Raw genomic sequence first — 25,338 nt, 5'->3', positions numbered from 1 at the left:
GGTTGTTTGTTCCCGCTTCCTGTGAGGGCAATCAGTTCAGCGCGGCGTTCACGTTAGCCGCAGCCTCACACCTGCGAGGGATCTGATCGTGGCCGCCGGTCGCCGTGGCGTCACACGATGGGCGGATGCAACACCATGCCCATGTCGCACGCACGGCCGCGGTACTGGCGGCCGCGATGGGAGTCGGACGGTTCGTCTACACGCCGATCCTGCCGCTGATGACCGCACAGGCCGGGGTCACCGCCCACACCGCGGCCGGCCTGGCCACCGCGAACTACGCCGGCTACCTCGCCGGCGCGCTGGTCGGTACGTTCTCGCCGCGGCTCGCCCGGTCGGTGTCGCTGTGCCGGGCCTCGCTGATCGCGCTGATCGCCGGCCTCGCCGCCATGCCGTTGGCCACCGGCGTGACCGAGTGGATGCTGCTGCGCGGATTGGCCGGGGTCGCCAGTGCGCTGGTGTTCGTCATCGCGGTCAACACCATGCTCGAGCATCTGCACGATCGCCCGGCCCACCTGGCCGGCTGGGGTCTGGGCGGAGTGGGTGCGGGCATCGCGCTGTCGGCGGTGCTCGTCCTCGCCCTCGATGACTGGAAGCTGGCGTGGTGGGGCGCCGCGGCCGTGGCCGCCGTGCTCGGTGCCGCGGCGTGGACGATGGTCTCTCCGGCGGATACCGCGACGGCGGACGGTTCGGCCGCGCACCGCCCGCCGCACGGGGTGTTCACACTGCTGCTGCTCAGCTACACGCTCGAAGGCATCGGGTACATCATCGCGGGCACGTTCCTGGTGGCGGCCGTCCCCGACGACGCACCGGGCTGGCTGGGCGGCGGCGTCTGGCTGGCGGTCGGCCTGGCCACGGTGCCGTCCGCGGCGCTGTGGGCTGCGCTGAGCGCCAAGTGGAGTCACCCGGCGCTGCTCGCCGCGGCCCTGTGCGTGCAGGCAGGCGGGATCGCCGCGGCGGGTCTGCTCGGCGGGGTGACGGCCGCACTCGCCGGCGCCGTGTTGTTCGGCGGCACTTTCGTCGGAGTGAGCACGCTGGCGCTGGCCGCCGGGCGGGTGTTGCGCTATCCGCGGGCGGTCGCCCTGCTGACGGCGGGGTACTCGGCCGGCCAGATCCTCGGCCCGGTGGCGGTGGCGCCGGTGTTGCACCACGGGTTCCGGCCCGCCCTGCTGGTGGGCGCGATGGTGGTGCTAGCCGCCGCCGTGGCCGCCGGGGTGATGCGGATCGTCGTCGGGCAGCCACACCGACGGCTCGGCCAACCCGAGATCACCGACACCACGGGTGAATTCGTCGATCACGGCGTGCACCACGGCGTCGGCCTCGCCACGCCGCCACACCAGTGACCACGTCCACAGCGGCGCCGGGTCGACCACCGGGCGGCGCACCAGACCCCTGGGCAGCGCGACGTCCTGGCCCTTCGGATTGTTCAGCACGGGACGCCCGAGCAGCCGGACGTGTTCGAAGAACGTCGGTCCGGTGACGCCGCCGTCGTCGGTACGCATGACGCGTGCCCCCGTCGCCGCGGCGAACTGTTCGCCGTAGCGGTTCCACGACGACCACCGCTGCGCGTCGGCATCGACCATGACCACGGTGTCGGCCGCTGCCACCGGCGCCTCGTCGGCGCCGGCCTGCAGCGCGTACAACCGGTCCACCCCGAGCAACCGGGCCTCGAGCCCCAACGCGTCGAGGTCGGCGTTCTGCACCCAGCAGATCGCGAGGTCCAGGCTGTTGTCGGCCACGCGGGCGGCCTGGGTGTGCGACGGCATGACCCAGGTGTCGACGCGCAGCTGCGCCACCCCGGCGGCCCGCTGTGCCCAGTCGGTCGGGCACCAGTTCACGTATCCGATACGCACCGGGTCCGATACCGCCAAACCGGATGCACGCCTGCGCAACTCGTCGGCCTGCGCGACCAGCGCGCGGGCGTCGGGCAGCAGTGCCGCACCTGCCGGGGTGAGCGCGACGGATCGGCGGTCCCGCTCGAACAGCGTCACCTTCAGGTCGCGTTCGAGCGCCTTGATCTGCTGGGACAGCGACGGGCCCGCGATGTGCAGGCGCTCCGCCGCCCGACCGAAGTTCAACTCGTCGGCGACGGTGACGAAGTAGCGCAGCTGCCTCAGCTCCACGGCCAGAAGCGTAGTAGCCGCAGCCTCCCAGTAGGGAGGGAAGCGATCGTTCCGACGGAGCATCGTCCCCCAACCGGTGCGTGTTGACGAGGGCATGACCACTTCACAGCACACCACCAGCATCACCACCCGCGTCGCGATCATCACCGGCGCCTCCCAGGGCATCGGCGCCGGCCTGCTCGAGCGCTACCGCAGGCTCGGCTACGCCGTCGTCGCCAATTCACGCCACATCGCCGACAGCGACGATCCGATGGTTCTGACCGTGCCGGGGGACATCGCGCAGGCCGGAGTCGGGCAACGCGTCGTCGACGCCGCACTCGAGCGGTTCGGCCGCATCGACACCGTGGTGAACAACGCGGGCATCTTCGTGGCGAAGCCGTTCACCGAGTACACCGACGCCGACTACGACGCAGTCACCGGGGTGAACCTGAGGGGATTCTTCGAGGTCTCGCGTGCCGCGGTCGCGGCGATGGGCCGCGGCGGCCACCTCGTCAACATCTCGACCAGCCTTGTCGACCAGGCGAATTCGCAGGTGCCCTCGGCGCTGGCGTCGCTGACCAAGGGCGGCCTCAACGCCGCCACCAAGGCGTTGGCGGTGGAGTACGCGCAGCAGGGGATCCGGGTCAACGCGGTGGCGCTGGGCGTCATCCGCACCCCGATGCACGACCCCTCGACCTACGAGGCGTTGTCGGGGCTGAACCCCACGGGCCGCATGGGTGAGATCGACGACGCGGTGGACGCCGTGCTCTATCTCGAGAACGCCCCGTTCGTCACCGGCGAGATCCTGCACGTGGACGGTGGTCAAAGTGCCGGGCACTGAGGTCGTCCGCCGCGTCATGGACGAGTGGCGGGCCGGCATCGACAGCCACGACGCGCAGCGGGTGGCCGCGGCGTTCGACGAGGACGCGATCTTCCAGGGGCTGCGATCGTACAGCGTGGGCCGCCGGGGAGTCGCGGACTACTACGACTCTCAGCCACCCGGAATGACGGTGACGTACCAGGTGCTCGAAACCCGAACGCTCACCGACGATCTCGTGCTGGGCTATCTGAGCGCGGACTTCGCGTACACCGACCGGCCGACGGTGCGCCTGCATCTCGGCGTGGTCGTGGGCCGGCGCGACGACGACTGGCGGATCCTGCACTACCAGGCTAGCTCAGTGCCGGGATGACCTGCTGTTCGAACATCTCGATACCCGTCCTGTCGTAGGCGGCTTCGGGGAAGTAGAGGATCGCGTATTCGCATCCGAGATCGCGCATCCTGGCGAGCTTCTCGATCACCTGATCGGGGGTGCCGCTGGCCGATTCGGGGGCGGTCGCCGTGGACAGCATCGCGTCGACCGCCTCCTCGTTCGCCACCGCGACCTGCCGCTCCCGCACCCGCTTCACCCGGGCGGCGACGTCGTCCTCGGATTCGCCGATCACGGCGTTGAAGTTCGCCGACCGCACGATCGCGTCGTAGTCGGTGCCGACATCGCGGCAGTGGTCGGCCAGCACCTTGGACTTGTGCTCGAACCCGGCGGGTTCGGCGGTGAAGTTCGTGTATTGCGCGTACTTCGCAGCGATCCGCAGGGTGACCTTCTCGCCGCCGCCGGCGATCCACAGCGGGATCCCGTTCTCCTGCAGCGGCTTCGGCTGCACGATCGCGTCGGTGACCTGATAGTGCTTACCGTCGAGGCTGGCCCGTCCGTCACGCCAGGCGTCCCGCATGATCTGCACACCCTCGTCGAGCCGGCCCAGCCGGGCGCCGGCCGGCGGGAAGCCGTATCCGTAGGCGCGCCACTCGTGTTCGTACCAGCCGCCGCCGATCCCCATCTGCACCCGGCCGCCTGAGATGACGTCGACGGTGGCGGCGACCTTGGCGAGGTAGGCCGGGTTGCGGTAGCTCATCGCGGTGCACATCTGGCCGAGTCTGATCCGCGACGTGGTCGCCGCGTAGGCGGCCATCAGCGACCACGCCTCGTGGGTGGCCTCGTCGGTCGGCACCGGGACGGTATGGAAGTGGTCGTACACCCACAGCGAGTCCCAGGCGGTGCGGTCGGCGTAGGCCGCCAGGTCTGACATCACCCGCCAGTGGTCTGCCGCCGGAATGCCGACGAGATCGAGCCGCCAACCCTGCGGAATGAACAGTCCGAAGCGCATGACACCCGACTGTAGCCCCGTACCCGGGCGTTTCGGCGACTTGCGGACAGTGTCGGTGGGCGTCGTTACCCTCGCGAACATGGCCCTATCGAAAGACGACCGCGAACAGTTCCTCGCCGAACCACACGTCGCCGCGCTATCGGTGTCCGCCGGACCGGACCGTGGCCCGTTGACCGTACCGGTCTGGTACCAGTACTCCCCCGGCGGTGAGCCGTGGGTGCTGACCGGAGCCGGTTCACGAAAACACCGGCTGATCGAGGCGGCCGGCCATTTCTCCCTGATGGTCGAGCGCGTCGAGCCCACGGTGCGCTATGTCGCCGTCGACGGACCGGTCAGCCGCATCGAACCCGCCACCGACGATCAGCTTGTCGAGGTGACCAAGCGCTACCTGCCGCCAGAGGCGGTGGAGCCCTATCTCGAAATGGCCCGCCGCGAACACGGTGAGAGCGTGGTGATCCACCTTCGCCCGCAGCACTGGTTGTCGTCGGACCTCGGCTCGTTCTGACGGACCGCGGCGGCACCGCTGCGGTGGCGCGCTGTCAGCCGTTCACCCGAACGGCCTCGTAGAGGGCCGCCACGTCGGGCAGCCGCACCTTGAGCGAAGGCGTGCGCGGCAGATCGTCGACGACGGCGACCGCGACCGGCACGTGGTGCACGGGTAAGGCGGCGCGCACCCACTCGCGCAGTTCGTCGGATTCCGGAACCGGTTGTCCCCGCGCGGGTTCGACCGCGGCGAAGGGCACCTGCCCCAACCGGTCATCGGGCACACCGACCACGCAGGCGTCCCGTACGCCCGGGTGGGTGAGCAGCACCTGGCGCACCGTCTCGGGCAGGATCTTGAAGCCGCCGCGGATGATGGCGCCGTCGGCGCGGCCGTGGAGGGTGACGAACCCGTCGGCGTCGATCGAGGCGATGTCGGTGGTGCGGATCCAGTCCGGGGAGAGCGCGGCGATCCGCGCCTCGAGCACACCGCGCTGCCCGGTGGGCGCCTTGTCACCGGTGTCCGGGTCGACGATGCGCACCTGGGTGTCGGGCAGCGGACGGCCCACGCTGTCCCGTTTGGCGTCGCCGAACCGCTCGACCATCTCGGGGGTCCACGCGCACACCGACCCGGCGAATTCCGTTGCGCCGTAGGCCAAGCGGATGGGTATGCCGAAGTGCTGCTCGAACTCGAGGCGGGTCGCCGGATCGAGCGGACCCGACGCGCTGATCAGGAACTGCAGTGACGCCAGATCGCCGGCGGGCACGTCGGCGTCGAGCAGCATCCGCACGACCGCCGGCTGCACGCCCGCGCGGGGGATGCGGTGGGTGCGCACCGCCCGCACCCAGTCGTCCACGCTGAACCTTTCCAGCAGCACGATGCGCTTGCCGGTGGCGAAGCCGGCGATCAGCTGGCAGACCCCGATGCCGCCGAACGGCCAGTACGACAGCTCAGGCGGATCGTCCGGCGAGGCGAACAGTCCGCCGGTCACGCTGAACACCGTGCGTTCCAGCACGGCCTCGCCGATCGACTGCCGCTTCGGCGGCCCGGTGGTGCCGGAGGTGAGGATCGACAGCCCGGCCGACGGGGACGCCGGCGCCGGGGTGCCCACCGTCATGACGCGCGGACCCGAGGGCGAAAGCGCCACTCCCCCAATGCCACAGCGCGCGTCGCGGCGTCGATGACCGGTTGCGTCCAGTCCTCCTCATCGGCGACGACGGCGGCCGGGCGCACCTGTTCGACGTCGCGAGCGACGGCCTCCGGGGACTGAAACGAGTAGATCATCGACAGCCACCGCCCGCCGGCGAGTGACCCGGCGATGGTCGCCGCATGCCACAGCCGGTTGCGCACCACCAACCCGATCGGCGCGTGCGCGTCGACCCCCGCCTCTCGCAAGGCCGCATCGACGGCGGCCGCGTAACCGGTCACCTCGTCGCCGGTGTGCCAGCGACCCTCGAACTCGATACAGGGCCGCTCACCGTAACTCGCGAAGCCCGCCGCGAAGGTCTCCGTGAAGCCCACGATCGCCAGGCTAACGGCGCTCGGGGCGAGCAGACGCAAAAGTGCCCAAAACTGCGAGGTTTTGGGCACCTTTACGTCTGCTCGCGGCGAAGGACCCGCGCGGATCACTCGCTGCCGGTGCCTCCTTCAGCGCCGGCATCTCCGCTCGTATCAGTGCCCGTGTCGCTGCTCGCCGGGTCCGTCGCGTCGGGCGTGCCGGTCGTCTCCTCGGCGTCGTCGCCGATCGTGTCCGCGGGATCCGTGAGGTCATCCGCCGCGTCGTCGTCGACGGACTCGTCCGAGTCCGCCACAACGTCGTCGAGCGTGGTCTCCTCGGTTGATTCCCAATCGGCGGTGTCGATGACGGTTTCGTCCGCGTCGAGCACCGGGGCCGCAGCGGTGTCCTCATCGGCCTCCACGGTCGCTGCCACCTCGTTCGAAACCTCTTCGGCCCCTTCACCTTCGGGTGCTGCTGTCAGCGCCTCCGGTTCCGGTGCGGTCCTCGGTGCGGGAGTCTCGCGCGGCGCGGCGACGGGTGGTGCGATCGCCGCGGCAATTGCCCGGGGGATGTCGATCAGGAACGCGTGCAGCGGGGCGTACATCCGGTCGGGACTGAAGAGCCCGGACGTCCAGCTGCCGGGTCGGCCGGGCCGATTGGGCGGGACGTAGGATCCGTTGAGGATCGCGCTGACGATGTCGGCGGGTGCGTTGATGATCGTGCTCGCCAACTTCACCAGGTCGCCGTCCTGGATGGCGTCGTACAGGTTCTGTCCGATCCGAGCGGCACCCTGTGACACGAAGCCCTGGACGAGGCTGACGTAGCCCATGCCGACCTGGCCTACCAGCCCCACATCGCGAAATGATTTGAAGGTCAGAAGTTCCAGCACGGACGACAGATTGCCGACCATCTGATTCGGGATGGAGAAGAAATTGAGCATCGGGAACAGACTCGATGCGACAGTCAGGGTGGCGCGCGACATGACATTGCCGACGCCCATGATGTCCCCGGCCTCGAACTCGGCGCGGGCCTCTTCCAGATAGTCCGGAACGTAGATGGTCACCGTGTTGATGATGTTCTGGACGACCGTCAACAGCGAGGTGCCGATCAGTTCACCGTAGGACATCTGGTTTTCGATGATCTGGCGCAGGACCGGGAACGGCTCGGCGGCGGCGTTCTGGAAGAGCTCGGTCAGATTGCTGGCCGTCAACTCGAACACCTCGGCCCATCGGGTGATGGGGTTGACGAACGAAGAGTCGGCCAACGCCGCCGCGAACGGGGTGATGTCAGCGGGGCTCGGCAGGTCCAGCGTCTGCACCGCGGCCGACAGCGTCACCGCGCGGTGCTGAATATCCGGTGCCGCCGCGGTGATGGGCGTGGCTGCGATGACGCTGGCCCCGACGATCGCCACGCCGGCGGTCACGTAGGGCCGTAGTGCGAGCTGCAACTCGGTCTCCTTCTTGCTCACATGGGTGTGTCAGCGATCACTGACCGAGCGAAGGTAGCGAAGGGCAAGCCGGGCCACATTCACATTCTGTAACACGTTCCAATACTTGCTCGCGCGAAGATCAAGCCTGGCAGCGCGACGGCTCGCTATCGCCTCCGCTCTCGACCCTGTGACGGTTTGTCCACGTCAACGCTGGCTCCGGCATCGAGGCGGTACACGCGCGGCGAGACGCCGACTCGACGCTTGAAGGCGGTGGCAAAGTGATTTGGAGTCGAGAATCCGACCGCGGCGGCGATCTCGGTGATCGACCGGGAGGTCGTCAGCAGCAGGGTCTTGGCATGGGCGATGCGACGATCCAGCACGAACTGATAAGGCGTGGTGTGGAACGTCCTGCGGAAGGCCTGGATGAACGCACCCGCAGGCATCTCCGCCAACTCCGCCAGCGTGTCCAGCGTGATCTCGGTGTCCAGGCTGTCGCTGAGATACTCCATGATCAGCGATCGGGTGGCCTGATCCAGGGTGGTCCGATCGGGGCGGGCGACCTGCGGTGCGGCGGTGTAGGTGTCGATGATCAGCAGTCGGAGCGTCTCGGCGAGCGACTCCGTCAGCAGGCGGGCGACGACATCGTCGCGCCCGGCGACGCTGTGGATCTCCTCGACCAGGTGATGGACCAGTGGGTTTTTGTACTTGACCCGCGGGATCAACGCCGTATCGCCGATCGTGCGACCGGGTATGGCGATTTCGCAGTATCCGGCCACGTCGCCCTGGACCAGCGCCGAGCACGGAATGCCCGCGGGCTTCCACCAGATGTCGCCCGCACTCGGCGGGATCCGGCCCGACGGCCCCCAGTCGAGCAGCGTTTCCATCGAGCGCATTGCGCCGTGCCGGTACACGTACATCAGGTGGTTGCCGGCGTCGAAACTGCACCAGTCGGTGGGTGCAGTGATGCGCTCGGTGGCGAACGTGAAGGACAACCCGCGAGCCTCGATGTCGCTACGCTCGATCACTGTGCGCGGGGTCTGAGGCCGATCACCATCCCACGGCTTCATCGCCACCCGCGGGAGTCTATCGATACGAACGCAAATACCCTCGGACCTTTGTTGATTCCGAGGGTATTTGCGCTTCAGCGGCTACTTGGTCAGCGACTCCGGCGGGGTGAACCGGTCGCCGTAGCGCTCGGCCAGCTCGCGGGCGCGGGCCACGAAGGCCTCCTTGCCGCGGCCGTGCGCACCCTCGTATCCGACGATGTACTGCGCGCTCCCGCCGGTGTAGGGCGGGTAGCCGATACCCATGATCGAGCCGATGTTCGCATCGGCGGTCGAGGTCAGCACGCCTTCGTCGAGGCACTTCTGGGTCTCGATGGCCTCGGCGAACAGCATCCGGTCGATCATGTCCTGCAGCGGGATGTCGGCCTTGCCAGACTCGAACGTCTCCCGCAGACCCGGCCAGAGACCGGTGCGCTTGCCGTCGACGTACTCGTAGAACCCGGCGCCCTTCAGCCGCGACGGGCGGCCGATCTCGATCATCTTGTTGACCACGGCCTCGGCCGGGTGCGGCTCGTAGGTGCCGCCCGCGGCCTCGGCGCCCTTGCGGGTCTCGGTCGCGATCTTCTGCATCAGCTCGAGGTTGAGCTCGTCGGACAGCTGCAGCGGCGGCGCCGGGTAGCCGGCCATGCTGCCGGCCCGCTCGATGCTCGCCGGCTCCACGCCCTCGCCGAGCATCGCCAGCGCCTCGTTGACGAAGGTGCCGATGACGCGGCTGGTGAAGAAGCCGCGGCTGTCGTTGACCACGATCGGGGTCTTGCCGATGGCCAGCGTGTAGTCGAACACGCGGGCCAGCGCCTCGTCGGAGGTCTTCTCGCCCTTGATGATCTCCACGAGCGGCATCTTGTCGACCGGTGAGAAGAAGTGGATGCCGATGAAGTCCTCCTGGCGCTTCACACCGGTCGCCAGACCGGTGATCGGCAGCGTGGAGGTGTTCGAGCCGAGCAGCGCGTTGGGCTCGACGATGTCCTCGATCTCCTGGAAGACCTTGTGCTTGAGGTCCTGGTTCTCGAAGACGGCCTCGATGACGAAGTCGACGCCCTTCAGGTCGGCCGCCTCACCGGTGGGGGTGATGCGGGCCAGCAGCGCGTCGGAGCGCTCCTGCGTGGTGCGACCCCGTTCGAGCGCCTTGGCCTCGATCTTCTCCGAGTAGGCCTTGCCCTTCTGGGCGGCCTCGAGGCTGACGTCCTTGAGCACCACGTCGTAGCCGGCCTTCGCCGAGACGTAGGCGATGCCCGCGCCCATCATGCCGGCGCCGAGCACGCCGATCTTCTTGATCTCCTGCTTGGCGATGCCGTCGGGGCGCGAACCGCCGCCGTTGATGGTCTGCAGGTCGAGGAAGAACGCCTGGATCATGTTCTTGGCGACCTGGCCGGTGACCAGCGAGACGAAGTAGCGGCTCTCGATGCGCGAGGCGGCGTCGAAGTCGACCTGCGCACCCTCGACCGCGGCGTCGAGGATGGCGCGCGGTGCGGGCATCGGCGCACCCTTGAGCTGCTTCTTGAGCAGCGCGGGGAACGACGGGAGGATCGAGGCGAGGCCGGGTGAACTCGGGGTGCCGCCGGGCATCTTGTAGCCCTTGGCATCCCAGGGTTGGGTGTGCGCCTCAGGATTGGCTTTGATCCAAGCCTTGGCGGCGGGCACCAATTCCTCGACGCTGCCGACCAATTCGTCGACCAGACCGGCGTCCTTGGCCTTGGCCGGCTTGAAACGGGTGCCCTGCGAGAGCACCTCCATGAACGCCTTCTGGATGCCGAACATGCGCACGGTGCGGGTGACGCCGCCACCGCCGGGCAGCAGGCCGAGGGTGACCTCGGGCAGGCCGATGACCGAACCCTTGACGTCGGCGGCGATGCGGTGGTGGGTGGCCAGCGCGATCTCCAGGCCACCGCCGAGCGCGGCGCCGTTGATGGCGGCCACGACGGGCTTCCCCAGCGTCTCGAGCTTGCGCAGGTCGGCCTTGATCTCCTCCACGTTGGCGAACACGTCGGCCGCGTCGTCCGGGCCGGCGTTGATCATGCTCTTGAGGTCACCGCCGGCGAAGAAGGTCTTCTTCGCGCTGGTGATGACGACGCCGGTGATCGAATCCTTCTCGGCCACAAGTCTTTCGACGGCGTTGTGCATCGATTCCTTGTAGTGGTCGTTCATCACGTTAGCCGACCCGGTCGGATCGTCCAGCGTGAGGGTGACGATGCCGTCGTCGTCCTGCTCCCACGTGATGGTGTTCTCAGCCATGGTCGTTAAACCCTTTCGATGATGGTGGCCACGCCCATGCCGCCGCCCACGCACAGCGTGATCAGCGCGCGCCGCGCATTGCGGCGCTCGAGCTCGTCGACCATGGTTCCGGTGATCATCGCGCCGGTGGCGCCCAGCGGGTGGCCCATCGCGATGGCGCCGCCGTTGACGTTGAGTTTCTCGTCGGGGATGTCGAGGTCCTTCTGGAACTTCAGCACCACCGACGCGAATGCCTCGTTGAGCTCGAACAGGTCGATGTCGTCGACGGTCAGTCCGGCGCGGTCGAGCACCTTCTTGGTCGCCGGCGTCGGGCCGGTGAGCATGATGACCGGATCGGAGCCGCTGGTGGCGGTCGCCACGATGCGGGCGCGCGGGGTCAGCCCCTGCGACTGGCCGGCCTTCTCGCTGCCGACGAGCACCAGGGCGGCGCCGTCGACGATGCCGGAGCTGTTGCCGCCGGTGTGGACGTGGTTGATCTTCTCGACCCAGTGGTACTTCTGCAGCGCCACGTCGTCGAAGCCGCCCATCGCGCCGATGCCGTCGAACGCGGTCTTGAGCTTGCCGAGGCTCTCGACGGTGCTGCCGGGCCGCATGTGCTCGTCGTGGTCGAGGATGACCAGACCGTTCTGGTCGCGCACCGGCACGACCGACTTGGCGAAGTAGCCGCCGGACCAGGCCGCGGCCGCGCGTTCCTGCGAGCGCGCGGCGTAGGCGTCGACGTCCTCGCGGGAGAAGCCCTCGATGGTGGCGATCAGGTCGGCGCCGATGCCCTGGGGCACGAAGCCGATGCGGTAGTTGGTCTCCGGGTCGGTCGCCCAGGCGCCGCCGTCGGAGCCCATCGGCACGCGGCTCATCGACTCGACGCCGCCGGCGAGCACCAGGTCGTCCCAGCCCGAGCGCACCTTCTGCGCGGCGGTGTTGACCGCTTCGAGGCCCGAGGCGCAGAACCGGTTGAGCTGCACGCCGCCGGTGGTGTCGGGCAGGCCCGCGGCCAGCACGGCGGTCCGGGCGATGTCACCGCCCTGGTCGCCGATCGGCGATACCACGCCGAGGATGACGTCGCTGATCAGCGTCTCGTCCAGGTCGGGGTGGCGGCGGCGGAGTTCGTCGATCAGGCCCGTGACGAGGTTCAGCGGTTTGACCTCGTTCAGCGAACCGTTGCGTTGCTTGCCGCGAGGCGTGCGGATCGCCTCGTAGATGAAGGCTTCTTCAGACATGTGCGCGAGCGTAACAGCCTAAACCAACCTGTTGGTTGGCCGGTCCGTATCCGCGCCGAGAAGACGCAAGATCGCGCTCCCGCGCCTGTCACGACACGATTCTGTGTCTGCTCGCGAGGCGAACTCAGGCCGACTCGCGGGCCTCCAGCTCGGCCAGCGTCGGATAGTCGATGTAGCCGACCGGGCCGGGTGCGTAGAACGTCGCCGCATCCGGTTCGTTCAGCTCCGCCCCGAGGACCAGCCGGTCGATCAGATCGGGGTTGGCCAGGTACGACCGGCCGACGGCGACCGCGCTGACCGCACCCCACTCGGCGAAGCTCTCCAGCTGGCAGAAGTCGGTGCCGGTGTTGCGGCCGGTGTTGAGCACGAACACCCCCGGCCACAGCGCGCGGATCGCCCCGAACGTCGTCAGGGTCGGATCGATCAGCACATGCAGGTACGCGATGCCCAGCGGGGCGATCCGGTCGAGCAGCGCCTCGTAGGTCGCGACCGGATCGTTCTCCTGCACGTCGCCGACGCCGTTTCCGGGCGAGATGCGCAGCCCGACCCGGCCGGCCCCGATCTCGTCGACCACGGCCTCCACCACCTCCGCGGTCAGCCGCGCCCGGTTCTCGGGCGATCCGCCGTAGGCGTCGGTTCGCTGGTTGACCACGTCGGACTGGAATTCGTGCAGCAGGTACCCATTGGCGCCGTGGATCTCCACCCCGTCCATGCCGGCGTCGACCGCACGGCGGGCGGCGGCCCGGAAGTCGGCGACGATGCCGGGGATCTCCTCGGTCTCCAGCGCCCGCGGGACCACCAGCGGCTTCCTCCCCGTGGGGGTGTGCGCGGTCATGTTCGCGGCGATCGCCGACGGCGCCACCGGGTGCACCCCGCTGATGTCCGGGTGGCCCATCCGGCCGACATGCCACAGCTGCATGAACATGCGGCCGCCCTCGCGATGCACCGCGGACGCGATGTCCGCCCACTTCTGCTGGTGGCGGTCGGTGTAGATGCCGGGGGTGTTGACGTAGGCGCCGTTGGCGTCCTTCGACACCGCGGTCGCCTCGGTGATGATGAGGCCTGCCGACGCGCGCTGGGCGTAGTACTGCGCGGCCAGGTAGGACGGTGTGCCGTCGGCCTGCGCGCGGGACCTGGTCAGCGGCGCCATGAACACTCGGTTCGCGGCGAACGTGTCACCGACCTGCAGCGGTGCGAGCAGGGTTGCGTCATCATCGAATTTGAAAGCCACGTTGGGTGCAGACGTCGCGACGCCCGGTTTCATTCCCGTCGTTACGCTCGGGACCATGACGGTGTCGAGGCTGCGGCCGTACGCGGTGACGGTGTTCGCCGAGATGTCGGCGCTCGCCGCCCGTATCGGCGCGGTGAATCTGGGACAGGGTTTCCCCGACGAGGACGGTCCGGCGTCGATGCTCGAGGTGGCGCGAAAGGCGATCTCCGACGGGGTGAACCAGTACCCGCCCGGGCTCGGCATCGCCCCGCTGCGGGAAGCAATTGCGGCGCAACGCAAACGGACCTACGGCGTCGACTACGACCCGGAGACCGAGGTTCTGGTGACCGCGGGTGCCACCGAAGCCATCGCCGCCGCGGTGCTCGGCCTGGTCGAGCCGGGCTCCGAGGTGCTGCTCATCGAACCGTTCTACGACTCCTACTCACCGGTGATCGCGATGGCGGGCTGCCGGCGGGTGGCCGTGCCGATGACCCAGCACGGCCGCGGTTTCGCGATCGACGTCGACGCCCTCGGCCGCGCGATCACGCCGGACACCAGGGCGCTGATCGTCAACACGCCGCACAACCCCACCGGAATGGTGGCCTCCGACGCCGAACTCTCGGCGATCGCCGAACTTTCCGTCGCACACGATCTGCTGGTCATCACCGACGAGGTCTACGAACATCTCGTCTTCGACGGTCACCGGCACCGTCCGCTGGCGGCCTATCCGGGTATGGCCGAGCGTACGGTGACCATCTCGAGCGCGGCGAAGATGTTCAACGTCACCGGCTGGAAGATCGGATGGATCTGTGGCCCAGCAGATCTCATCGCCGGCGTGCGCGCGGCCAAACAGTATTTGACCTACGTCGGCGGTGCCCCGTTCCAGCCGGCCGTGGCCCACGCCCTCGACCACGAGGACGCGTGGGTGAGCGCGCTGCGCGACGCGTTCCAGGCCAAGCGCGACCGACTCGGCGCGGCGCTGACGGACGTGGGCTTCGCCGTCCACGACAGCGCGGGCACCTACTTCCTGTGCGCGGATCCGCGACCGCTCGGCTACAGCGACAGCACCGCGTTCTGCGCGGAGCTGCCCGAGCGGGCCGGGGTCGCGGCGATTCCCATGTCGGCGTTCTGCGATCCGCAGTCACCGCACATCGATCTGTGGAACCACTTGGTGCGCTTCGCGTTCTGCAAGCGTGACGACACGCTGGACGAGGCGATCCGGCGGTTGCAGGTGCTGCGCCGCTAGAACGACGCCGCCACTTCGCGTAGCGCCGCCAGCGATGCGGCGTCGGACCGGCCGACGGGGGTGAGCACCACGTCGGTCGCGCCGGCGTCGGCGTAACGCCGCAGCTGCCGGACCACCGCGTCGGGGGCCCCGACCGCCGCCAGTTCTGCTGCGGCTGAGGCATTCTCGCGGGCGATGACCTTCTGGTACGAGGGGATGGTGTCGTAGAAGCTCAGTTCGGCGGCCACCGCGTCGCGCGCGGTGTCCACGTCGCGGGCGACCAGGACGGGGACCACCGCGACGATCCGCGGGGCGGGCCGGCCGGCGTCGGCCGCGGCCTTGGCGATGGTGGGTTCGATGAACTCGGCGATTGTGCGCGGGCCGGCGAGATAGGGCAGCGTGCCGTCGGCGAGTTCACCGGTGACCCGGAGCGCCCTGGGGCCCATGGCGGCGACGTAGATGGGGATGGGGTGCCACCGGGCACCGTCACCGGCCACTCGGGGGCGGCGCTGAGGTGCTCGCCGTGGAACTCCACCGCTCCGGTGTCGAAGATCGAGCGCAGCACGGTGAGGTGTTCGCGCAGCCGGCCGACCGGATCGGGCCAGGCCGCTCCGAACGCCAGCCGCTCGGGCTGGTGGGCGCCGAGTCCGAGGCCGAGGCTGAAGTTGCCGTGGGAGGCGGCCTGCGCGGTCTGCGCCGCCGACGCGACCAGTAGCGGGTGGCGCGGGTTGATCGGGACCACGGAGGTGCCCACGCCGAGACCGGGGACGGCGGTACCGATCAGCCCGGCCAGGGCGATCGCGTCGTAATCGACGCGCTGCGGCACCCAGATCTGGCGCACGCCGAGGTCGTGGGCCGCGGCGGCCTGGGCGATCGCATCGTCGACCGCGTTGGGGGCGGCCGGGTGGGGGTTGATGACGAGTCCTGTCGGCATGTCAGTGAGAAACCCCCGGAGTGCGGAGGGTGTTCCCTTTCACTCAGCGTGACTTCGACTCATCACCCGTTTGCGCAGCCCCTCCGTCGCGGAGTGCAACACGATCTTCTTCGCCCGCTTGACCAGGAACTGCGGGAGAGGCGCGGACGGGTCGACGATGACGTCGAACCGCACGCGGGTGCGGTCCCCTTCGGGCGTCAGGTTGTACTCGACGTGCTGGCCGCGCTGCTGGAAGGTGTCCTCGGCGTCCCACACCACCCAGTGCCGACCCCAGTGGTACTCGATGATCTCGTTGTCGGTGACGCCCATGAGCCGGAGAGTGGCCTTGACCCGTCGCGGTCTCCCGTCCGGATGCCGGTCGAGCACCGTGACCCTTCTGTACACCGACGACCAGTCCGGCAGCGACTCGACGTCGGCGAGCACGTCGAGGATGGCCTCCGGCGGGGCGTCGAAGACCACTTCACGCGATGCGCGAACGGCCATGGCCCAAAGATAGTGACCGGCGCCCGGCTACCGGCGGGTTCAGCCGAAATCGACGGCGTCGACCGGTTCGCCCCCGAAGCGGAACCGCCGGCCGGTGATCGACGTCGGGGTGATCCGCAGGAAGCGGCGCTTGACGGTCGCGGTCCAGGGGATCACCTGGGCGCGTTCGGCGTCGGCGATCTCGTCGGCGTACATCAGCACCTTCGCGCGGCCCTTCACCACGACGCTCCACGCGTGCTCGACATTGTGGTCGTCGACCTCGAACGCCACCTGCCCGTTGGTCATCGCGGCCGCCAGCTTGGTGCCTTCGGCGGTGCGGATGAGGATCGTGCGGCGCTGCACCACGAAGTTGACCGGGAAGATGTCGGGCTGTCCGCTGACGCTGATGGCCAGTCGCCCGAGCGCCATCGAGGACAGCAGCGCCCAGCTCTCGTCCTCGGTCAGCGCGGTGACGGGACCGACCGGTGTCTCGTTCGCCATGCCACCATTGCACCGCGATCGGGCGGCGTTGGCTAGGGACCGAAGTCCCGAATGTCAGCCCTTCACCTTCAGCACCCGCTTGCGCAGGCCGTCGGTGGCCGTCTCCATCAGCCCTTTGGCGCCCTTCTTGACCAGGAAGCCCGGCAGCGGCACCGTCGGGTCGACGGTCAACTCGAAGCGGACCCTCGTCTTGTCGCCTTCCGGGGTCAGCGTGTACCGGCCGTCCTGCGCGCGTTGCTGTTTGGAACTCACCAGGGTCCAGCCCACGCCGTCGTCGTGGACGGTGTAGTCGAGCACCTGCTCGTCGCTCACGCCGACGATCTTGACGACCTGCCGGGAGCGCTTCGGCCGGCCTTCCTCGTCGCGTTCGAGGATCTCGACCTCCTGGTGCGCCGAGGACCACTCGGTCAGCGACTCGAGGTCGTACAGGACGTCGAGGATGTCGTCGGGCGTTGCCTCGATGACGACTTCACGGGATTCGGTGATGGCCATGGAAAGCTATGTGCCACCCTTCGTCACCTTCAAAACCTGTTTGCGCAAACCGTCGGTCGCGGTTTCCATCGCACCCTTCATCGCCCGCTTGAGGACGAAGCCCGGCAGCGGAACCGACGGGTCGACGGTGATCTCGAACCGGACCTTGGTCTTGTCGCCGTCCGGGGTGAGCGTGTAGGTGGCGTCCTGACTCTTGAGCTGCCCGGCGCTGACCAGAGTCCAGCTCGCGGAGGTGTCGGTCCAGGTGTAGTCGACGACCTGCTCGTCGATCAGCCCCGCCGCCTTGACCTTCATCTTCACCCGGTGCGGCCTGCCGTCCGGGTGGGTCTCGAGCACCTCGGCGCTCTGGTACTGCGACGACCACGAGGGTGTGGACTCCACGTCGGCGATGACGTCGAGGATCTGGGACGGCGTTGCTTCGATGACGACTTCGCGCTTATCGCTGACTGCCATGCGGTGACCTTAGCGACCGCGTCGCCGTCGCGGGATCAGTTGCCGCGCTTGCGTACCTCGCGCACGCGTTGACGCAGTCCGAGGGTGGCGGTGTCCAGGACGCCCCTGGCGGCGCGGCGCAACAGGAATCCGGGCATCGGCATGATCGGGTCGACGGTGACCTCGAAGCGCACCCGGGTCCGGTCGCCGTCGGGGATGAGCCGGTAGCGGGCGTCTTGGGACCGCTGATAGGTGGAGCGCAGCAGCGTCCAGCTGTAGCCGTCGTCGTGGTAGGTCAGCGCGATCTCCTGGTCGTCGGTGATGCCGACCGTCGCGACCGTGGCGCGGCTGCGTACCGGCCGGCCCTGTGCGTCGCGCTCGAGCACCTCCGAACTGCGATGCGCCGACGACCACTGCGGCAGGGCCTCGAGATCCAGCATGACGGCGAGGATTTCGTCGACCGGGGCCTCGATCACGACCTCGCGGGACTCACGGATGGCCACAGCGGCGACCCTACGCCCGGCGTAGGCTCGCCGGGTATGACCGAGGCGATCAATCCCGCGGCGGTGCCGAGCGGAACCGGCTGCGCCGAATGCGAAGCGGACAGCGGCTGGTGGGTGCACCTGCGCCGGTGTGCGGCTTGCGGGCACATCGGGTGCTGTGACGATTCGCTGGCCCGGCACGCTTCGGCGCACTGGCGGGAGACGGGCCATCCGATCATCCGGTCGTTCGAGCCCGGCGAGGACTGGTTCTGGAACTTCGAGACCGACACCTACTACGACGGTCCGGCGCTGGCCGATCCGCAGAGCCATCCGGCCGACCAACCCGCTCCGGGTCCGCGGGGCCGGGTGCCGTCGGACTGGGTGCAGCAGCTGCGCGCCAGGTGAGCGCGTCGTTTCCGGCCGGTCCGGGCAGGGTATTCAGCCGGGCGTGAGCGATGAGCCGAAGACCACCGAATCCGACAAGGGTCCCGACAACGCCAGGGACGACGTCATCAGCGATCCGGCCGAAGGCGCCGGCGACCGCGTCGACTGGTCCAGCGAGGGCGGCGCCACCCCGGGTGGACCCGCCGACACCGGAGACGACTCGCAGTAACCGTTAGTGGATGGTCGCGGCCAGCGACGAAAGCGCTTCGGCCGCAGTGTATCTCGGTGTCCAGCCGAGCTGCTGCCTGGCCTTGCTGGTGTCCATCACCACCGATGTCCGGCCCGCGTGTAACCACTCGAGCGCCGACGGCACGAACGGCAGCCGCGCCATCACCTCGGAGGTGGCCACCGCCGCCATCCGCGGCACCCGCACCGGACGAGCGCCGAGCGCGTCGGCGACGTCGGACATCGACAGCACCCCGTCGCCGGCGATGTTGTAGGCGCCGGGCGGCGCGTTGGTGGTGGCCGCGATCGCGATGGCCGCCGCGACGTCGTCGTGGTGCACCAGTTGCAGCGGAGTGCCGGGATCCGGGAACGGCGGTTTGAGCAGCGGCAGCGCCTGGGTCACCCGCCGCACCGGACCGGGCAGCTGATTCCACGGCATCGCGTCGGCCAGGGCCGGCGCCTTCGGCCCGACCACGATGCACGGCCGCAGCACGAACACCTCGAGTGAGGATCCGGAGGTGATCTCGGCGAGCGCGGCTTCGCACGCGGCCTTCTGCTCGGAGTAGTAGTGCTCGGACGAACCGCGCGGCGGCACGTCCTCGGTGATGGGCACCGGGTTGTCGGAGTGGTAGCCGTAGGCGGCGACCGACGAGGTGTAGACCAGCCGGCGCGGCCGCTTCGCCGCGACCGTCGCCTCGAACACGTTGCGGGTGCCCGCCAGGTTGATCCGCGCGCTCTCGTCGCGCGAACCCATGATGATGAAGGCCAGGTGGACGACGACGTCCGCGTCGGCGACGAGTGCATCGACCGCGTCCCGGTCGAGGATGTCGCCCTGCCGGTAAGTCGTCTTGGTCCAGCCCCGCTCGGCGGGATCGAACGGCCGCCGGGCCATTCCGACGATCCGGCCGACGTCGGGGTGGTCCTCCAGCGCCTCGATCGCCGAAATGCCGATATCCCCGGTGGGTCCCGTGACGGCCACGCTCAGTGCCATGCGCTCAGATGTTCCCGGTCTGCATCGACCAAAACGTTGCTCGCAGCTACCTGGGGGCATACAAAGGAGGTCCACAAACCGAAGGGATTGCGATGAAGCTGATCTCGCCGACCGATTCGATGTTCTTGCTCGCCGAGTCACGAGAGCATCCGATGCACGTCGGCGGGCTACAGCTGTTCGAACCCCCCGACGGCATCTCGGGCGCGGAGTTCCTCCGGGAGATCCATCAGGCGATGGTCGAGCAGACCGACTTCCAAGAGACCTTCCGCAAGCACCCGGGCACCCTGCTCGGCGGCGTCGCCAATCTCACGTGGGCCGTCGACGACGAGGTCGACCTCGACTACCACCTGCGCCGCTCGGCACTGCCCACGCCGGGGCGGGTGCGCGAACTGCTGGAGCTGACGTCGCGGCTGCACGGCGGGCTGCTCGACCGCCACCGGCCGCTGTGGGAGGCACACCTGGTCGAGGGGCTCAGCGACGGGCGCTTCGCGGTGTACGTGAAGTTCCACCACGCGCTGATCGACGGGGTGTCGGCGCTGAAGCTGACCCAGCGCACGCTGTCGACCGATCCCGACGACACCCAGGTGCGGGTGCCGTGGAACCTGCCGTACAAACGGCGCACCGAGCAGCACGAGTCCAAATCGCTGTTGCGCAACGTCAGCGATCGCGTGGGAGCCGTTGCCGCACTGGCACCTTCGACGCTCGGACTGGCGCGGGCGGCACTGCTCGAACAGCAACTGCAGCTGCCGTTCGGCGCACCGAGGACGATGTTCAACGTGCCGATCGGCGGGGCCCGCCGGGTGGCGGCACAGTCGTGGCCGCTGGAGCGCATCCGGGCGGTCAAACAGGCCACCGGCGCGACGGTCAACGACGTCATCCTCGCGATGTGCGCCGGCGCGCTGCGCTTCTACCTCATCGAGCAGGACGCGCTGCCGGATGCGCCGCTGATCGCGATGGTGCCGGTGAGCCTGCGCACCGAGGAGGAAGCCGACGCGGGCGGGAACATGACCGGGGTGGTGCTGTGCAACCTCGCCACCGACGACGACGATCCGGGCCGCCGCCTCGACACCATCAGCACCTCGATGCGCCGCAACAAGCAGGTGTTCACCCAGTTGCCGCGGGTGCAGCAGCTGGCGCTGTCGGCGTCGATGATCGCGCCGCTGGGCCTGGGTGCGGTGCCCGGTTTCGTCTCGGCCGCTCCCCCGCCGTTCAACATCGTGATCTCCAACGTGCCGGGCAGTCGGGTGCCGTTGTACTGGCGCGGCGCCCGCCTCGACGGGAACTACCCGTTCTCGATCGCGCTGGACGGGCAGGCGCTGAACATCACGATGGCCAACAACGGCGACAACCTCGACTTCGGACTGGTCGGCGCCCGCGGCAGCGTGCCGCATCTGCAGCGGCTGCTGGGCCACCTCGAGGATTCGCTGAAGGAACTCGAACGCGCCGTCGGGGTGTGACGGTCAGGCGGGGTCGGGCCGCAGCAGCGCGATGGAGGCGGCGACGGCCTCGTCGGTGATGTCGCTCATGCGGCCGCCGTCTTCGACGGTGATCGCGGTCAGCTCGCGCAGGCCGCCGAGCAGCATCACGACGCGCTGGCGGGAGACGGGTCCGATCCCCGCGGAGTGGAACTCGTCGGTGTCGCCGAGCGCCTGCACCATCGTGATGAAGTTCTCCGTCACCTCGCGCTGCAGATCGCGGGCGGCCGCGCCGATGGCCGGCAGGTCGCGGGTGGCGCTCAGCATCAGCGCCGAACGCGATTCGGCCGACGAGATCCACGCTTCGATGGCCTGGCGCACCTGGACCCGCCACGGCGAGTTGGGGTCGACCGCGGCCGAGATCTGCTGCACCTGGCCCGCGTAGGCCTCGGCGAGCAGCGCGAGGAAGCAGGCCTCCCGGCCGTCGAAGTGTTCGTAGAAGGTCCGCCGCGACGTACGGGCACGCCGCACGATGTCGGCGACGGTGGTCCTCTGGTAGCCGTCCTCGGCGATCGAGGATTCGAGCGCGTCGAGGAGCCGCTGGCGGAAGTTGTTTCTGTCCTCCACCGCGCCGGGGGCTTCGCTTGTCACGGTCATCTCAGCGAGAATCGTACGGCTGGGATGGAGGGGACACGGGATGGACCACTGTCGTGGTCGTGGTGGCCAGGGCCGGGATCGAACCGGCGACCTTCCGCTTTTCAGGCGGACGCTCGTACCAACTGAGCTACCTGGCCGGAAGGCACCGGCCCGTTGAGAGCCTCATGCCTCGCCGTGATGGCGACCCTGACGGGACTCGAACCCGCGACCTCCGCCGTGACAGGGCGGCGCGCTAACCAACTGCGCCACAGGGCCTTACTGTGTGCTCCGCGTCTCCGCGTCGCGTACCCCCAACGGGATTCGAACCCGTGCTACCGCCGTGAAAGGGCGGCGTCCTAGGCCACTAGACGATGGGGGCCTAATCCGAATTCCTCCGGGGTACTCGCAACGCTTCCGTTGGGAGCTTCGATAGCTTAGGACACCGGTAGCCCAAACCCAAAACCAGGGTCGGCACCCGACGCAGTATTGTTGTGCACCGCGCCCCTATAGCTCAGTTGGTAGAGCTACGGACTTTTAATCCGCAGGTCCCAGGTTCGAGCCCTGGTGGGGGCACCACGTGCGAGCACCGTCGTCGCCGAGACTGCTGACAGATTGCGTTGCGGCCGATTTCCGTGCTCTCACCGCAGTTTCGGCGCGGCCTCAGCGGAGGAACACCCCGGCGGTCGCCAGCGCCACCCGCTCCCGAGCCCGCTCCGGATCGTCGCCGAACCGGTCGACGGCCCACGAGACGGCCGTGACGAGTTGGAACAGATCGTCGGCGGTGACCGACGCGGCGGCGCCGCCCTCGCGCCGGAGCCGCTCGAGGAAGACCGCCGTGCGTTCGGTGAGTCGCGCACACACCGTCTGCACCGGCGACGCGTCGTCGTCGTAGGCGGTGGCGATGCACGTCGGCAGGTCGTGCCAGATCCGCAGGCGCCAGGCGAGCTGGTAGAGCCACTCGCGCAGTGCCGCGTCCGCGTCCAGGTCGCGCTCGAATGCCTCCGACTCGGCCAGCAACTCGCACACGCTGTCCTCGATGACGGCGGCCAACAGGTCGTCACGCGTGGGGAAGTTCCGGTACAGGGTCGCGTTGCCCAGCCCCGCCGCGGTCGCGATGCCGTCGATCGGCGCGAAGATGCCGTCCGCCGCGAATGTCTCGCGGGCGGCGCGCAGGAGCGCCTCGCGGTTGCGCTGGGCGTCGGCACGTATACGGCGCGCGGGCGCAGCCGGCATGTCACACACCTCCTGAGTGGCGAAATGGGGAGACTCCCCACATAATGCAATTGGGGACAGTCCCCACTTAGTGTAGATCCCCGGAGGAAGCGACATGACCGAACGACTCGACGACAGAACAGTGCTGGTCACCGGCGCCAACGGCGGCCTGGGCGCGGAGTTCGTCCAGCAGGCACTCGACCGCGGCGCGCGCCGCGTGTACGCCACGGCGCGCCGGCCCCGGCGGTGGGACGACGAGCGCGTCGTACCGCTCCCCCTCGACCTCACCGATCCGGCATCGATCGCCACGGCCGCCGGCGCCGCGTCCGACGTCGATCTGCTGGTCAACAACGCCGCCATCGCCCCCGCCGACGACCACTCCGTGCTGACGCTCGACGAGGACGTCATCCGCGCCATCTTCGAGACGAACTTCCTGGGCACCGTGCGGGTCGCGAAGGCGTTCGCGCCGGTGCTGGCGGCCAACGGCGGCGGGGCGATCCTCAACGTGTTGTCGCTGTCGGCGTGGTTGCCGCTGCCGACCGCGTACGCCGCGTCGAAGGCGGCCGCGTGGTCGGCGACCAACGCACTGCGGACCGCACTCGCCGGCCAGGGCACGACCGTCACCGGACTCCTCGTCGGCATGATCGACACCGCGATGTCCGCGCGCTGGGACGTTCCCAAGGTCACCCCGGAGAGTGTCGTCGCCCAGGCCTACGACGGTGTCGCCACCGGGGCGTTCGAGGTGCTCGCCGACGATGAGACGCGGTTCGTGAAGTCCCTGCTGGCGACGCCCGCGGAGGAGTTCACCGCCACCCTGGCGCCCGCGCTCGCGGGGTTCGTGCCGTGACCTGAACGGGCGGCGGCGGCGCGCTTACACCTTCGGGCAGTAGTGCATCGGGCTGTCGCGGTACTCGACCGGCGGCAGGTTACGGGCAGGCGTGTGGACCAGCGGGTGGTCGGCAGGCAGCCTGCCGCCCTCGCGGTCCCAGCCGGACCGGGCCCGGGGGTGGTAGCGCCTGCGTTCGGGCAGCAGCTTGAACGTCAGGTTGACGACACGCCCGAACAACCAGTGCAGCCGCTCGTCGCGGCGGGACCAGCTGTAGCCCATCAGATCCCGCACCGGCTGGTCGTACAGGCCCACGGTCACCCACACCGCGAACGGTCCGAGCACCTTGAGGTGCAGCTTCCACATCCAGTCCGGAACCCATTGCAGCGACGGATGTTTCGGCATGGTCGACAGGTCGAGCACTTCGCGCGCCGCCCAGTTGTTCTCCAACACGTTGCGGCACATGTGATCCCAGTACTCGCAGAACTCCTCCCACGTCTCGGGCACCGGCCGCATGCTCATCCCGTACATGCGGTACCAGGTGATGTGTTCGTCGAACAGTTGGCGCTTCTGGTCTTCGGTGAGGCCGTCGCCGAAGCGCTCGGCGGTCAGGATCGTGCCCATGAAGAACGTCGAGTGCGCCCAGTAGAAGACGTCGGGGTTCAGCGCGCTGTAGCGGCGGCCCTGATCGTCGACGCCCTTGATGCCGATGTGGTAGTCGCGCACCTCGGCGCCGGTCTGCGGGGCACGCTCGCCGTCGAACACCACTCCGCCGATGGGGTACAGCGAGCGCAGCAGTCGCGGCAGCCGTTCCATGAAGAAGATGGAGTGCTCCTGCACGGCGGCGCCGAGTTGGGGATGCATGTTCTGCATCGACCCCGCCCACGGGCCCTGCAGCAGGCCTCGCCAGTCCCCGAACAGCTTCCATGTCAGCGAGTCGGGACCCAGCGGAGGTGGGCCGTCGTAACCGCCTGACGTCACCGGACATCCACTCGCCAGGGGGGCGGATTCGCTGGCCGCGAGGGGTACCGCAGAAGTATCTTGGCTCACTGGTGCACTTCCTGTCGGCGTCAGTGACGAACTTTGACTACACGCGTTGTCAGAGATGAGCTTAGGAGCGATGTGTCTTCCGGTCAACGACGCGGACGCTGGTCCGGGGTCCCTCTGCAGGACCGCCAGGCGTTGCGCCGTGACGAACTGATCGCCGCAGGCGTGACGCTGCTGGGCAATGCGGGCGGGTCGGTGCTGACCGTGCGCGCGGTGTGCCGGGAGGCCGGGCTGACCGAACGCTATTTCTACGAGAGCTTCGTCGACCGCGACGAATTCGTCCGCGCCGTCTACGACGACGTCTGCACCCGCGCGATGTCGACCCTGCTCCATGCCGAGACGCCGCGCGACGCCGTCGAACGCTTCGTGGCGCTGATGGTGGACGACCCCACCCGCGGCCGGGTACTGCTGCTGGCGCCGGCGTCCGAGCCGATCCTCACCCAGTCGGGCGCCGAGTGGATGCCCAACTTCATCGACCTGGTGCAGCGCAAGCTCACCCGCATCACCGACCCCGCAGTGCAGGCGATGGTCGCCACCGGGCTGATCGGCGCGCTGACCGCCCTGTTCACCGCCTACCTCGACGGCCGGCTGACCGCGACCCGCGAACAGTTCATCGACTACTGCGTCGACATGCTGCTCAGCAGGGTTGCCAGCCACTGACACCGGTGCGTGGCAGCCCCCGAT

General features: G+C 68.9%; 25 protein-coding genes, 4 tRNA genes and 3 pseudogenes. 11 read left to right on the top strand and 21 right to left on the bottom strand.

The window, feature by feature from the left end:
* Nucleotides 1–125 precede the first annotated feature (125 nt).
* A pseudogene (locus tag G6N30_RS25615) lies at nt 126–1,145 on the top strand (YbfB/YjiJ family MFS transporter); the annotation flags it as partial.
* A 42-nt stretch (nt 1,146–1,187) separates the two neighbouring features.
* Here the strand turns inward: G6N30_RS25615 and G6N30_RS27020 are convergent.
* Complete coding sequence (locus tag G6N30_RS27020; protein ID WP_134056248.1) at nt 1,188–2,120, bottom strand: LysR family transcriptional regulator; 933 nt, start codon at nt 2,118–2,120, stop codon at nt 1,188–1,190.
* Nucleotides 2,121–2,214: 94 nt separating this feature from the next.
* Here G6N30_RS27020 and G6N30_RS25605 point away from each other — a divergent pair, with 94 nt between their 5' ends.
* Nucleotides 2,215–2,940 (top strand): SDR family NAD(P)-dependent oxidoreductase, encoded by a 726-nt coding sequence (locus G6N30_RS25605; RefSeq protein ID WP_179965524.1) that lies wholly within the window; start codon nt 2,215–2,217, stop codon nt 2,938–2,940.
* Nucleotides 2,927–3,289: an SgcJ/EcaC family oxidoreductase gene (locus tag G6N30_RS25600; RefSeq protein WP_134056250.1), complete on the top strand. Its 363-nt coding sequence runs from the start codon at nt 2,927–2,929 to the stop codon at nt 3,287–3,289. Before G6N30_RS25605 ends, G6N30_RS25600 begins: the two co-directional genes overlap by 14 nt.
* Here the strand turns inward: G6N30_RS25600 and G6N30_RS25595 are convergent.
* Nucleotides 3,270–4,259 (bottom strand): LLM class F420-dependent oxidoreductase, encoded by a 990-nt coding sequence (locus G6N30_RS25595; RefSeq protein ID WP_134056252.1) that lies wholly within the window; start codon nt 4,257–4,259, stop codon nt 3,270–3,272. The genes G6N30_RS25600 and G6N30_RS25595 overlap by 20 nt on opposite strands.
* A 79-nt stretch (nt 4,260–4,338) precedes the next feature.
* Between G6N30_RS25595 and G6N30_RS25590 the strand changes: the two genes are divergently transcribed.
* Nucleotides 4,339–4,764, top strand: a complete 426-nt coding sequence (locus G6N30_RS25590) for a pyridoxamine 5'-phosphate oxidase family protein (protein WP_134056254.1) — start codon at nt 4,339–4,341, stop codon at nt 4,762–4,764.
* A 34-nt stretch (nt 4,765–4,798) separates the two neighbouring features.
* Here G6N30_RS25590 and G6N30_RS25585 read toward each other — a convergent pair.
* The 6 genes and pseudogenes from G6N30_RS25585 to G6N30_RS25560 all read right to left on the bottom strand — a co-directional run bounded on the left by G6N30_RS25585 (nt 4,799) and on the right by G6N30_RS25560 (nt 13,411).
* A pseudogene (locus tag G6N30_RS25585) lies at nt 4,799–6,261 on the bottom strand (class I adenylate-forming enzyme family protein).
* A 104-nt stretch (nt 6,262–6,365) separates the two neighbouring features.
* Nucleotides 6,366–7,706 (bottom strand): hypothetical protein, encoded by a 1,341-nt coding sequence (locus G6N30_RS25580; RefSeq protein WP_134056256.1) that lies wholly within the window; start codon nt 7,704–7,706, stop codon nt 6,366–6,368.
* A gap of 125 nt (nt 7,707–7,831) precedes the next feature.
* Nucleotides 7,832–8,692 (bottom strand): helix-turn-helix transcriptional regulator, encoded by an 861-nt coding sequence (locus G6N30_RS25575; protein ID WP_308205143.1) that lies wholly within the window; start codon nt 8,690–8,692, stop codon nt 7,832–7,834.
* Nucleotides 8,693–8,815: 123 nt separating this feature from the next.
* On the bottom strand, nt 8,816–10,963 hold the full coding sequence (locus G6N30_RS25570; RefSeq protein WP_134056260.1) for a 3-hydroxyacyl-CoA dehydrogenase NAD-binding domain-containing protein: 2,148 nt from the start codon (nt 10,961–10,963) through the stop codon (nt 8,816–8,818).
* Between the two features lie 5 nt (nt 10,964–10,968).
* The gene (locus tag G6N30_RS25565; RefSeq protein WP_134056262.1) at nt 10,969–12,180 is read right to left on the bottom strand and encodes an acetyl-CoA C-acetyltransferase; all 1,212 of its coding nucleotides are present in this window, start codon (nt 12,178–12,180) and stop codon (nt 10,969–10,971) included.
* A gap of 124 nt (nt 12,181–12,304) precedes the next feature.
* The gene (locus tag G6N30_RS25560; RefSeq protein WP_134056264.1) at nt 12,305–13,411 is read right to left on the bottom strand and encodes an alkene reductase; all 1,107 of its coding nucleotides are present in this window, start codon (nt 13,409–13,411) and stop codon (nt 12,305–12,307) included.
* A gap of 55 nt (nt 13,412–13,466) precedes the next feature.
* Between G6N30_RS25560 and G6N30_RS25555 the strand changes: the two genes are divergently transcribed.
* A complete protein-coding gene (locus tag G6N30_RS25555; RefSeq protein ID WP_134056266.1) occupies nt 13,467–14,636 on the top strand; it encodes a pyridoxal phosphate-dependent aminotransferase in 1,170 nt (389 codons plus the stop codon).
* Here G6N30_RS25555 and G6N30_RS25550 read toward each other — a convergent pair.
* From G6N30_RS25550 to G6N30_RS25525, 6 genes and pseudogenes are all read right to left on the bottom strand, one after another.
* A pseudogene (locus tag G6N30_RS25550) lies at nt 14,633–15,549 on the bottom strand (TIGR03564 family F420-dependent LLM class oxidoreductase). The gene G6N30_RS25555 and the pseudogene G6N30_RS25550 overlap by 4 nt on opposite strands.
* Nucleotides 15,550–15,588: 39 nt before the next feature.
* Nucleotides 15,589–16,032, bottom strand: coding sequence for an SRPBCC family protein (locus G6N30_RS25545; protein WP_134056268.1), 444 nt, complete (start codon nt 16,030–16,032; stop codon nt 15,589–15,591).
* Between the two features lie 39 nt (nt 16,033–16,071).
* Nucleotides 16,072–16,512 (bottom strand): pyridoxamine 5'-phosphate oxidase family protein, encoded by a 441-nt coding sequence (locus G6N30_RS25540; protein ID WP_134056269.1) that lies wholly within the window; start codon nt 16,510–16,512, stop codon nt 16,072–16,074.
* Nucleotides 16,513–16,566: 54 nt separating this feature from the next.
* Nucleotides 16,567–17,004, bottom strand: coding sequence for an SRPBCC family protein (locus G6N30_RS25535; RefSeq protein WP_134056271.1), 438 nt, complete (start codon nt 17,002–17,004; stop codon nt 16,567–16,569).
* Nucleotides 17,005–17,010: 6 nt separating this feature from the next.
* Nucleotides 17,011–17,457: an SRPBCC family protein gene (locus G6N30_RS25530; RefSeq protein WP_134056273.1), complete on the bottom strand. Its 447-nt coding sequence runs from the start codon at nt 17,455–17,457 to the stop codon at nt 17,011–17,013.
* A 35-nt stretch (nt 17,458–17,492) separates the two neighbouring features.
* A complete protein-coding gene (locus G6N30_RS25525) occupies nt 17,493–17,939 on the bottom strand; it encodes an SRPBCC family protein (RefSeq protein ID WP_134056275.1) in 447 nt (148 codons plus the stop codon).
* Nucleotides 17,940–17,975: 36 nt separating this feature from the next.
* On the opposite strand from G6N30_RS25525, the gene G6N30_RS25520 reads away from it, so the two are divergent.
* Nucleotides 17,976–18,323 (top strand): UBP-type zinc finger domain-containing protein, encoded by a 348-nt coding sequence (locus G6N30_RS25520; RefSeq protein WP_134056277.1) that lies wholly within the window; start codon nt 17,976–17,978, stop codon nt 18,321–18,323.
* 43 nt (nt 18,324–18,366) lie between these two features.
* Nucleotides 18,367–18,531, top strand: a complete 165-nt coding sequence (locus G6N30_RS26970; RefSeq protein ID WP_166674604.1) for a hypothetical protein — start codon at nt 18,367–18,369, stop codon at nt 18,529–18,531.
* 3 nt (nt 18,532–18,534) lie between these two features.
* Here the strand turns inward: G6N30_RS26970 and G6N30_RS25515 are convergent, their stop codons facing one another.
* Nucleotides 18,535–19,518 (bottom strand): NAD-dependent epimerase/dehydratase family protein, encoded by a 984-nt coding sequence (locus G6N30_RS25515; RefSeq protein WP_134056280.1) that lies wholly within the window; start codon nt 19,516–19,518, stop codon nt 18,535–18,537.
* A 92-nt stretch (nt 19,519–19,610) separates the two neighbouring features.
* Here G6N30_RS25515 and G6N30_RS25510 point away from each other — a divergent pair, with 92 nt between their 5' ends.
* Entirely contained in the window at nt 19,611–20,975 is a 1,365-nt protein-coding gene (locus tag G6N30_RS25510) for a WS/DGAT/MGAT family O-acyltransferase (protein WP_134056282.1), read from the top strand.
* Between the two features lie 3 nt (nt 20,976–20,978).
* Here the strand turns inward: G6N30_RS25510 and G6N30_RS25505 are convergent, their stop codons facing one another.
* From G6N30_RS25505 to G6N30_RS25490, 4 genes are all read right to left on the bottom strand, one after another.
* Nucleotides 20,979–21,590, bottom strand: a complete 612-nt coding sequence (locus G6N30_RS25505) for a TetR/AcrR family transcriptional regulator (protein WP_134056284.1) — start codon at nt 21,588–21,590, stop codon at nt 20,979–20,981.
* Nucleotides 21,591–21,650: 60 nt separating this feature from the next.
* Nucleotides 21,651–21,727, bottom strand: a tRNA-Phe gene (locus G6N30_RS25500).
* Between the two features lie 41 nt (nt 21,728–21,768).
* Nucleotides 21,769–21,845 (bottom strand) — tRNA-Asp (locus G6N30_RS25495).
* A gap of 30 nt (nt 21,846–21,875) precedes the next feature.
* A tRNA-Glu gene (locus G6N30_RS25490) sits at nt 21,876–21,948 on the bottom strand.
* 121 nt (nt 21,949–22,069) lie between these two features.
* On the opposite strand from G6N30_RS25490, the gene G6N30_RS25485 reads away from it, so the two are divergent.
* A tRNA-Lys gene (locus tag G6N30_RS25485) sits at nt 22,070–22,145 on the top strand.
* 84 nt (nt 22,146–22,229) lie between these two features.
* Here the strand turns inward: G6N30_RS25485 and G6N30_RS25480 are convergent.
* Entirely contained in the window at nt 22,230–22,802 is a 573-nt protein-coding gene (locus tag G6N30_RS25480; RefSeq protein ID WP_134056286.1) for a TetR/AcrR family transcriptional regulator, read from the bottom strand.
* Nucleotides 22,803–22,896: 94 nt separating this feature from the next.
* Between G6N30_RS25480 and G6N30_RS25475 the strand changes: the two genes are divergently transcribed.
* Complete coding sequence (locus G6N30_RS25475; protein WP_134056288.1) at nt 22,897–23,628, top strand: SDR family oxidoreductase; 732 nt, start codon at nt 22,897–22,899, stop codon at nt 23,626–23,628.
* 24 nt (nt 23,629–23,652) lie between these two features.
* On the opposite strand, the gene G6N30_RS25470 is transcribed toward G6N30_RS25475, so the two are convergent.
* Entirely contained in the window at nt 23,653–24,657 is a 1,005-nt protein-coding gene (locus G6N30_RS25470) for an oxygenase MpaB family protein (protein WP_134056290.1), read from the bottom strand.
* Between the two features lie 72 nt (nt 24,658–24,729).
* On the opposite strand from G6N30_RS25470, the gene G6N30_RS25465 reads away from it, so the two are divergent.
* Entirely contained in the window at nt 24,730–25,314 is a 585-nt protein-coding gene (locus G6N30_RS25465; RefSeq protein ID WP_134056292.1) for a TetR/AcrR family transcriptional regulator, read from the top strand.
* The last annotated feature ends 24 nt before the right edge of the window (nt 25,315–25,338 follow it).

It is taken from the genome of Mycolicibacterium litorale, assembly GCF_010731695.1.
Taxonomy (GTDB): domain Bacteria; phylum Actinomycetota; class Actinomycetes; order Mycobacteriales; family Mycobacteriaceae; genus Mycobacterium; species Mycobacterium litorale.
The sequence above is the reverse complement of the archived record's forward strand: the minus strand, read 5'-3'. Positions and strand labels throughout refer to the sequence as shown.

What these genes read in the sequence shown, in the direction of transcription:
- G6N30_RS25605 (WP_179965524.1), top strand. Translation starts at nt 2,215, where the DNA reads ATGACCACTTCACAGCACACCACCAGCATCACCACCCGCGTCGCGATC.
- G6N30_RS25595 (WP_134056252.1), bottom strand. Translation starts at nt 4,259, where the DNA reads ATGCGCTTCGGACTGTTCATTCCGCAGGGTTGGCGGCTCGATCTCGTC.
- G6N30_RS25590 (WP_134056254.1), top strand. Translation starts at nt 4,339, where the DNA reads ATGGCCCTATCGAAAGACGACCGCGAACAGTTCCTCGCCGAACCACAC.
- G6N30_RS25570 (WP_134056260.1), bottom strand. Translation starts at nt 10,963, where the DNA reads ATGGCTGAGAACACCATCACGTGGGAGCAGGACGACGACGGCATCGTC.
- G6N30_RS25565 (WP_134056262.1), bottom strand. Translation starts at nt 12,180, where the DNA reads ATGTCTGAAGAAGCCTTCATCTACGAGGCGATCCGCACGCCTCGCGGC.
- G6N30_RS25555 (WP_134056266.1), top strand. Translation starts at nt 13,467, where the DNA reads ATGACGGTGTCGAGGCTGCGGCCGTACGCGGTGACGGTGTTCGCCGAG.
- G6N30_RS25545 (WP_134056268.1), bottom strand. Translation starts at nt 16,032, where the DNA reads ATGGCCGTTCGCGCATCGCGTGAAGTGGTCTTCGACGCCCCGCCGGAG.
- G6N30_RS25540 (WP_134056269.1), bottom strand. Translation starts at nt 16,512, where the DNA reads ATGGCGAACGAGACACCGGTCGGTCCCGTCACCGCGCTGACCGAGGAC.
- G6N30_RS25535 (WP_134056271.1), bottom strand. Translation starts at nt 17,004, where the DNA reads ATGGCCATCACCGAATCCCGTGAAGTCGTCATCGAGGCAACGCCCGAC.
- G6N30_RS25530 (WP_134056273.1), bottom strand. Translation starts at nt 17,457, where the DNA reads ATGGCAGTCAGCGATAAGCGCGAAGTCGTCATCGAAGCAACGCCGTCC.
- G6N30_RS25520 (WP_134056277.1), top strand. Translation starts at nt 17,976, where the DNA reads ATGACCGAGGCGATCAATCCCGCGGCGGTGCCGAGCGGAACCGGCTGC.
- G6N30_RS25515 (WP_134056280.1), bottom strand. Translation starts at nt 19,518, where the DNA reads ATGGCACTGAGCGTGGCCGTCACGGGACCCACCGGGGATATCGGCATT.
- G6N30_RS25510 (WP_134056282.1), top strand. Translation starts at nt 19,611, where the DNA reads ATGAAGCTGATCTCGCCGACCGATTCGATGTTCTTGCTCGCCGAGTCA.
- G6N30_RS25505 (WP_134056284.1), bottom strand. Translation starts at nt 21,590, where the DNA reads ATGACCGTGACAAGCGAAGCCCCCGGCGCGGTGGAGGACAGAAACAAC.
- G6N30_RS25480 (WP_134056286.1), bottom strand. Translation starts at nt 22,802, where the DNA reads ATGCCGGCTGCGCCCGCGCGCCGTATACGTGCCGACGCCCAGCGCAAC.
- G6N30_RS25475 (WP_134056288.1), top strand. Translation starts at nt 22,897, where the DNA reads ATGACCGAACGACTCGACGACAGAACAGTGCTGGTCACCGGCGCCAAC.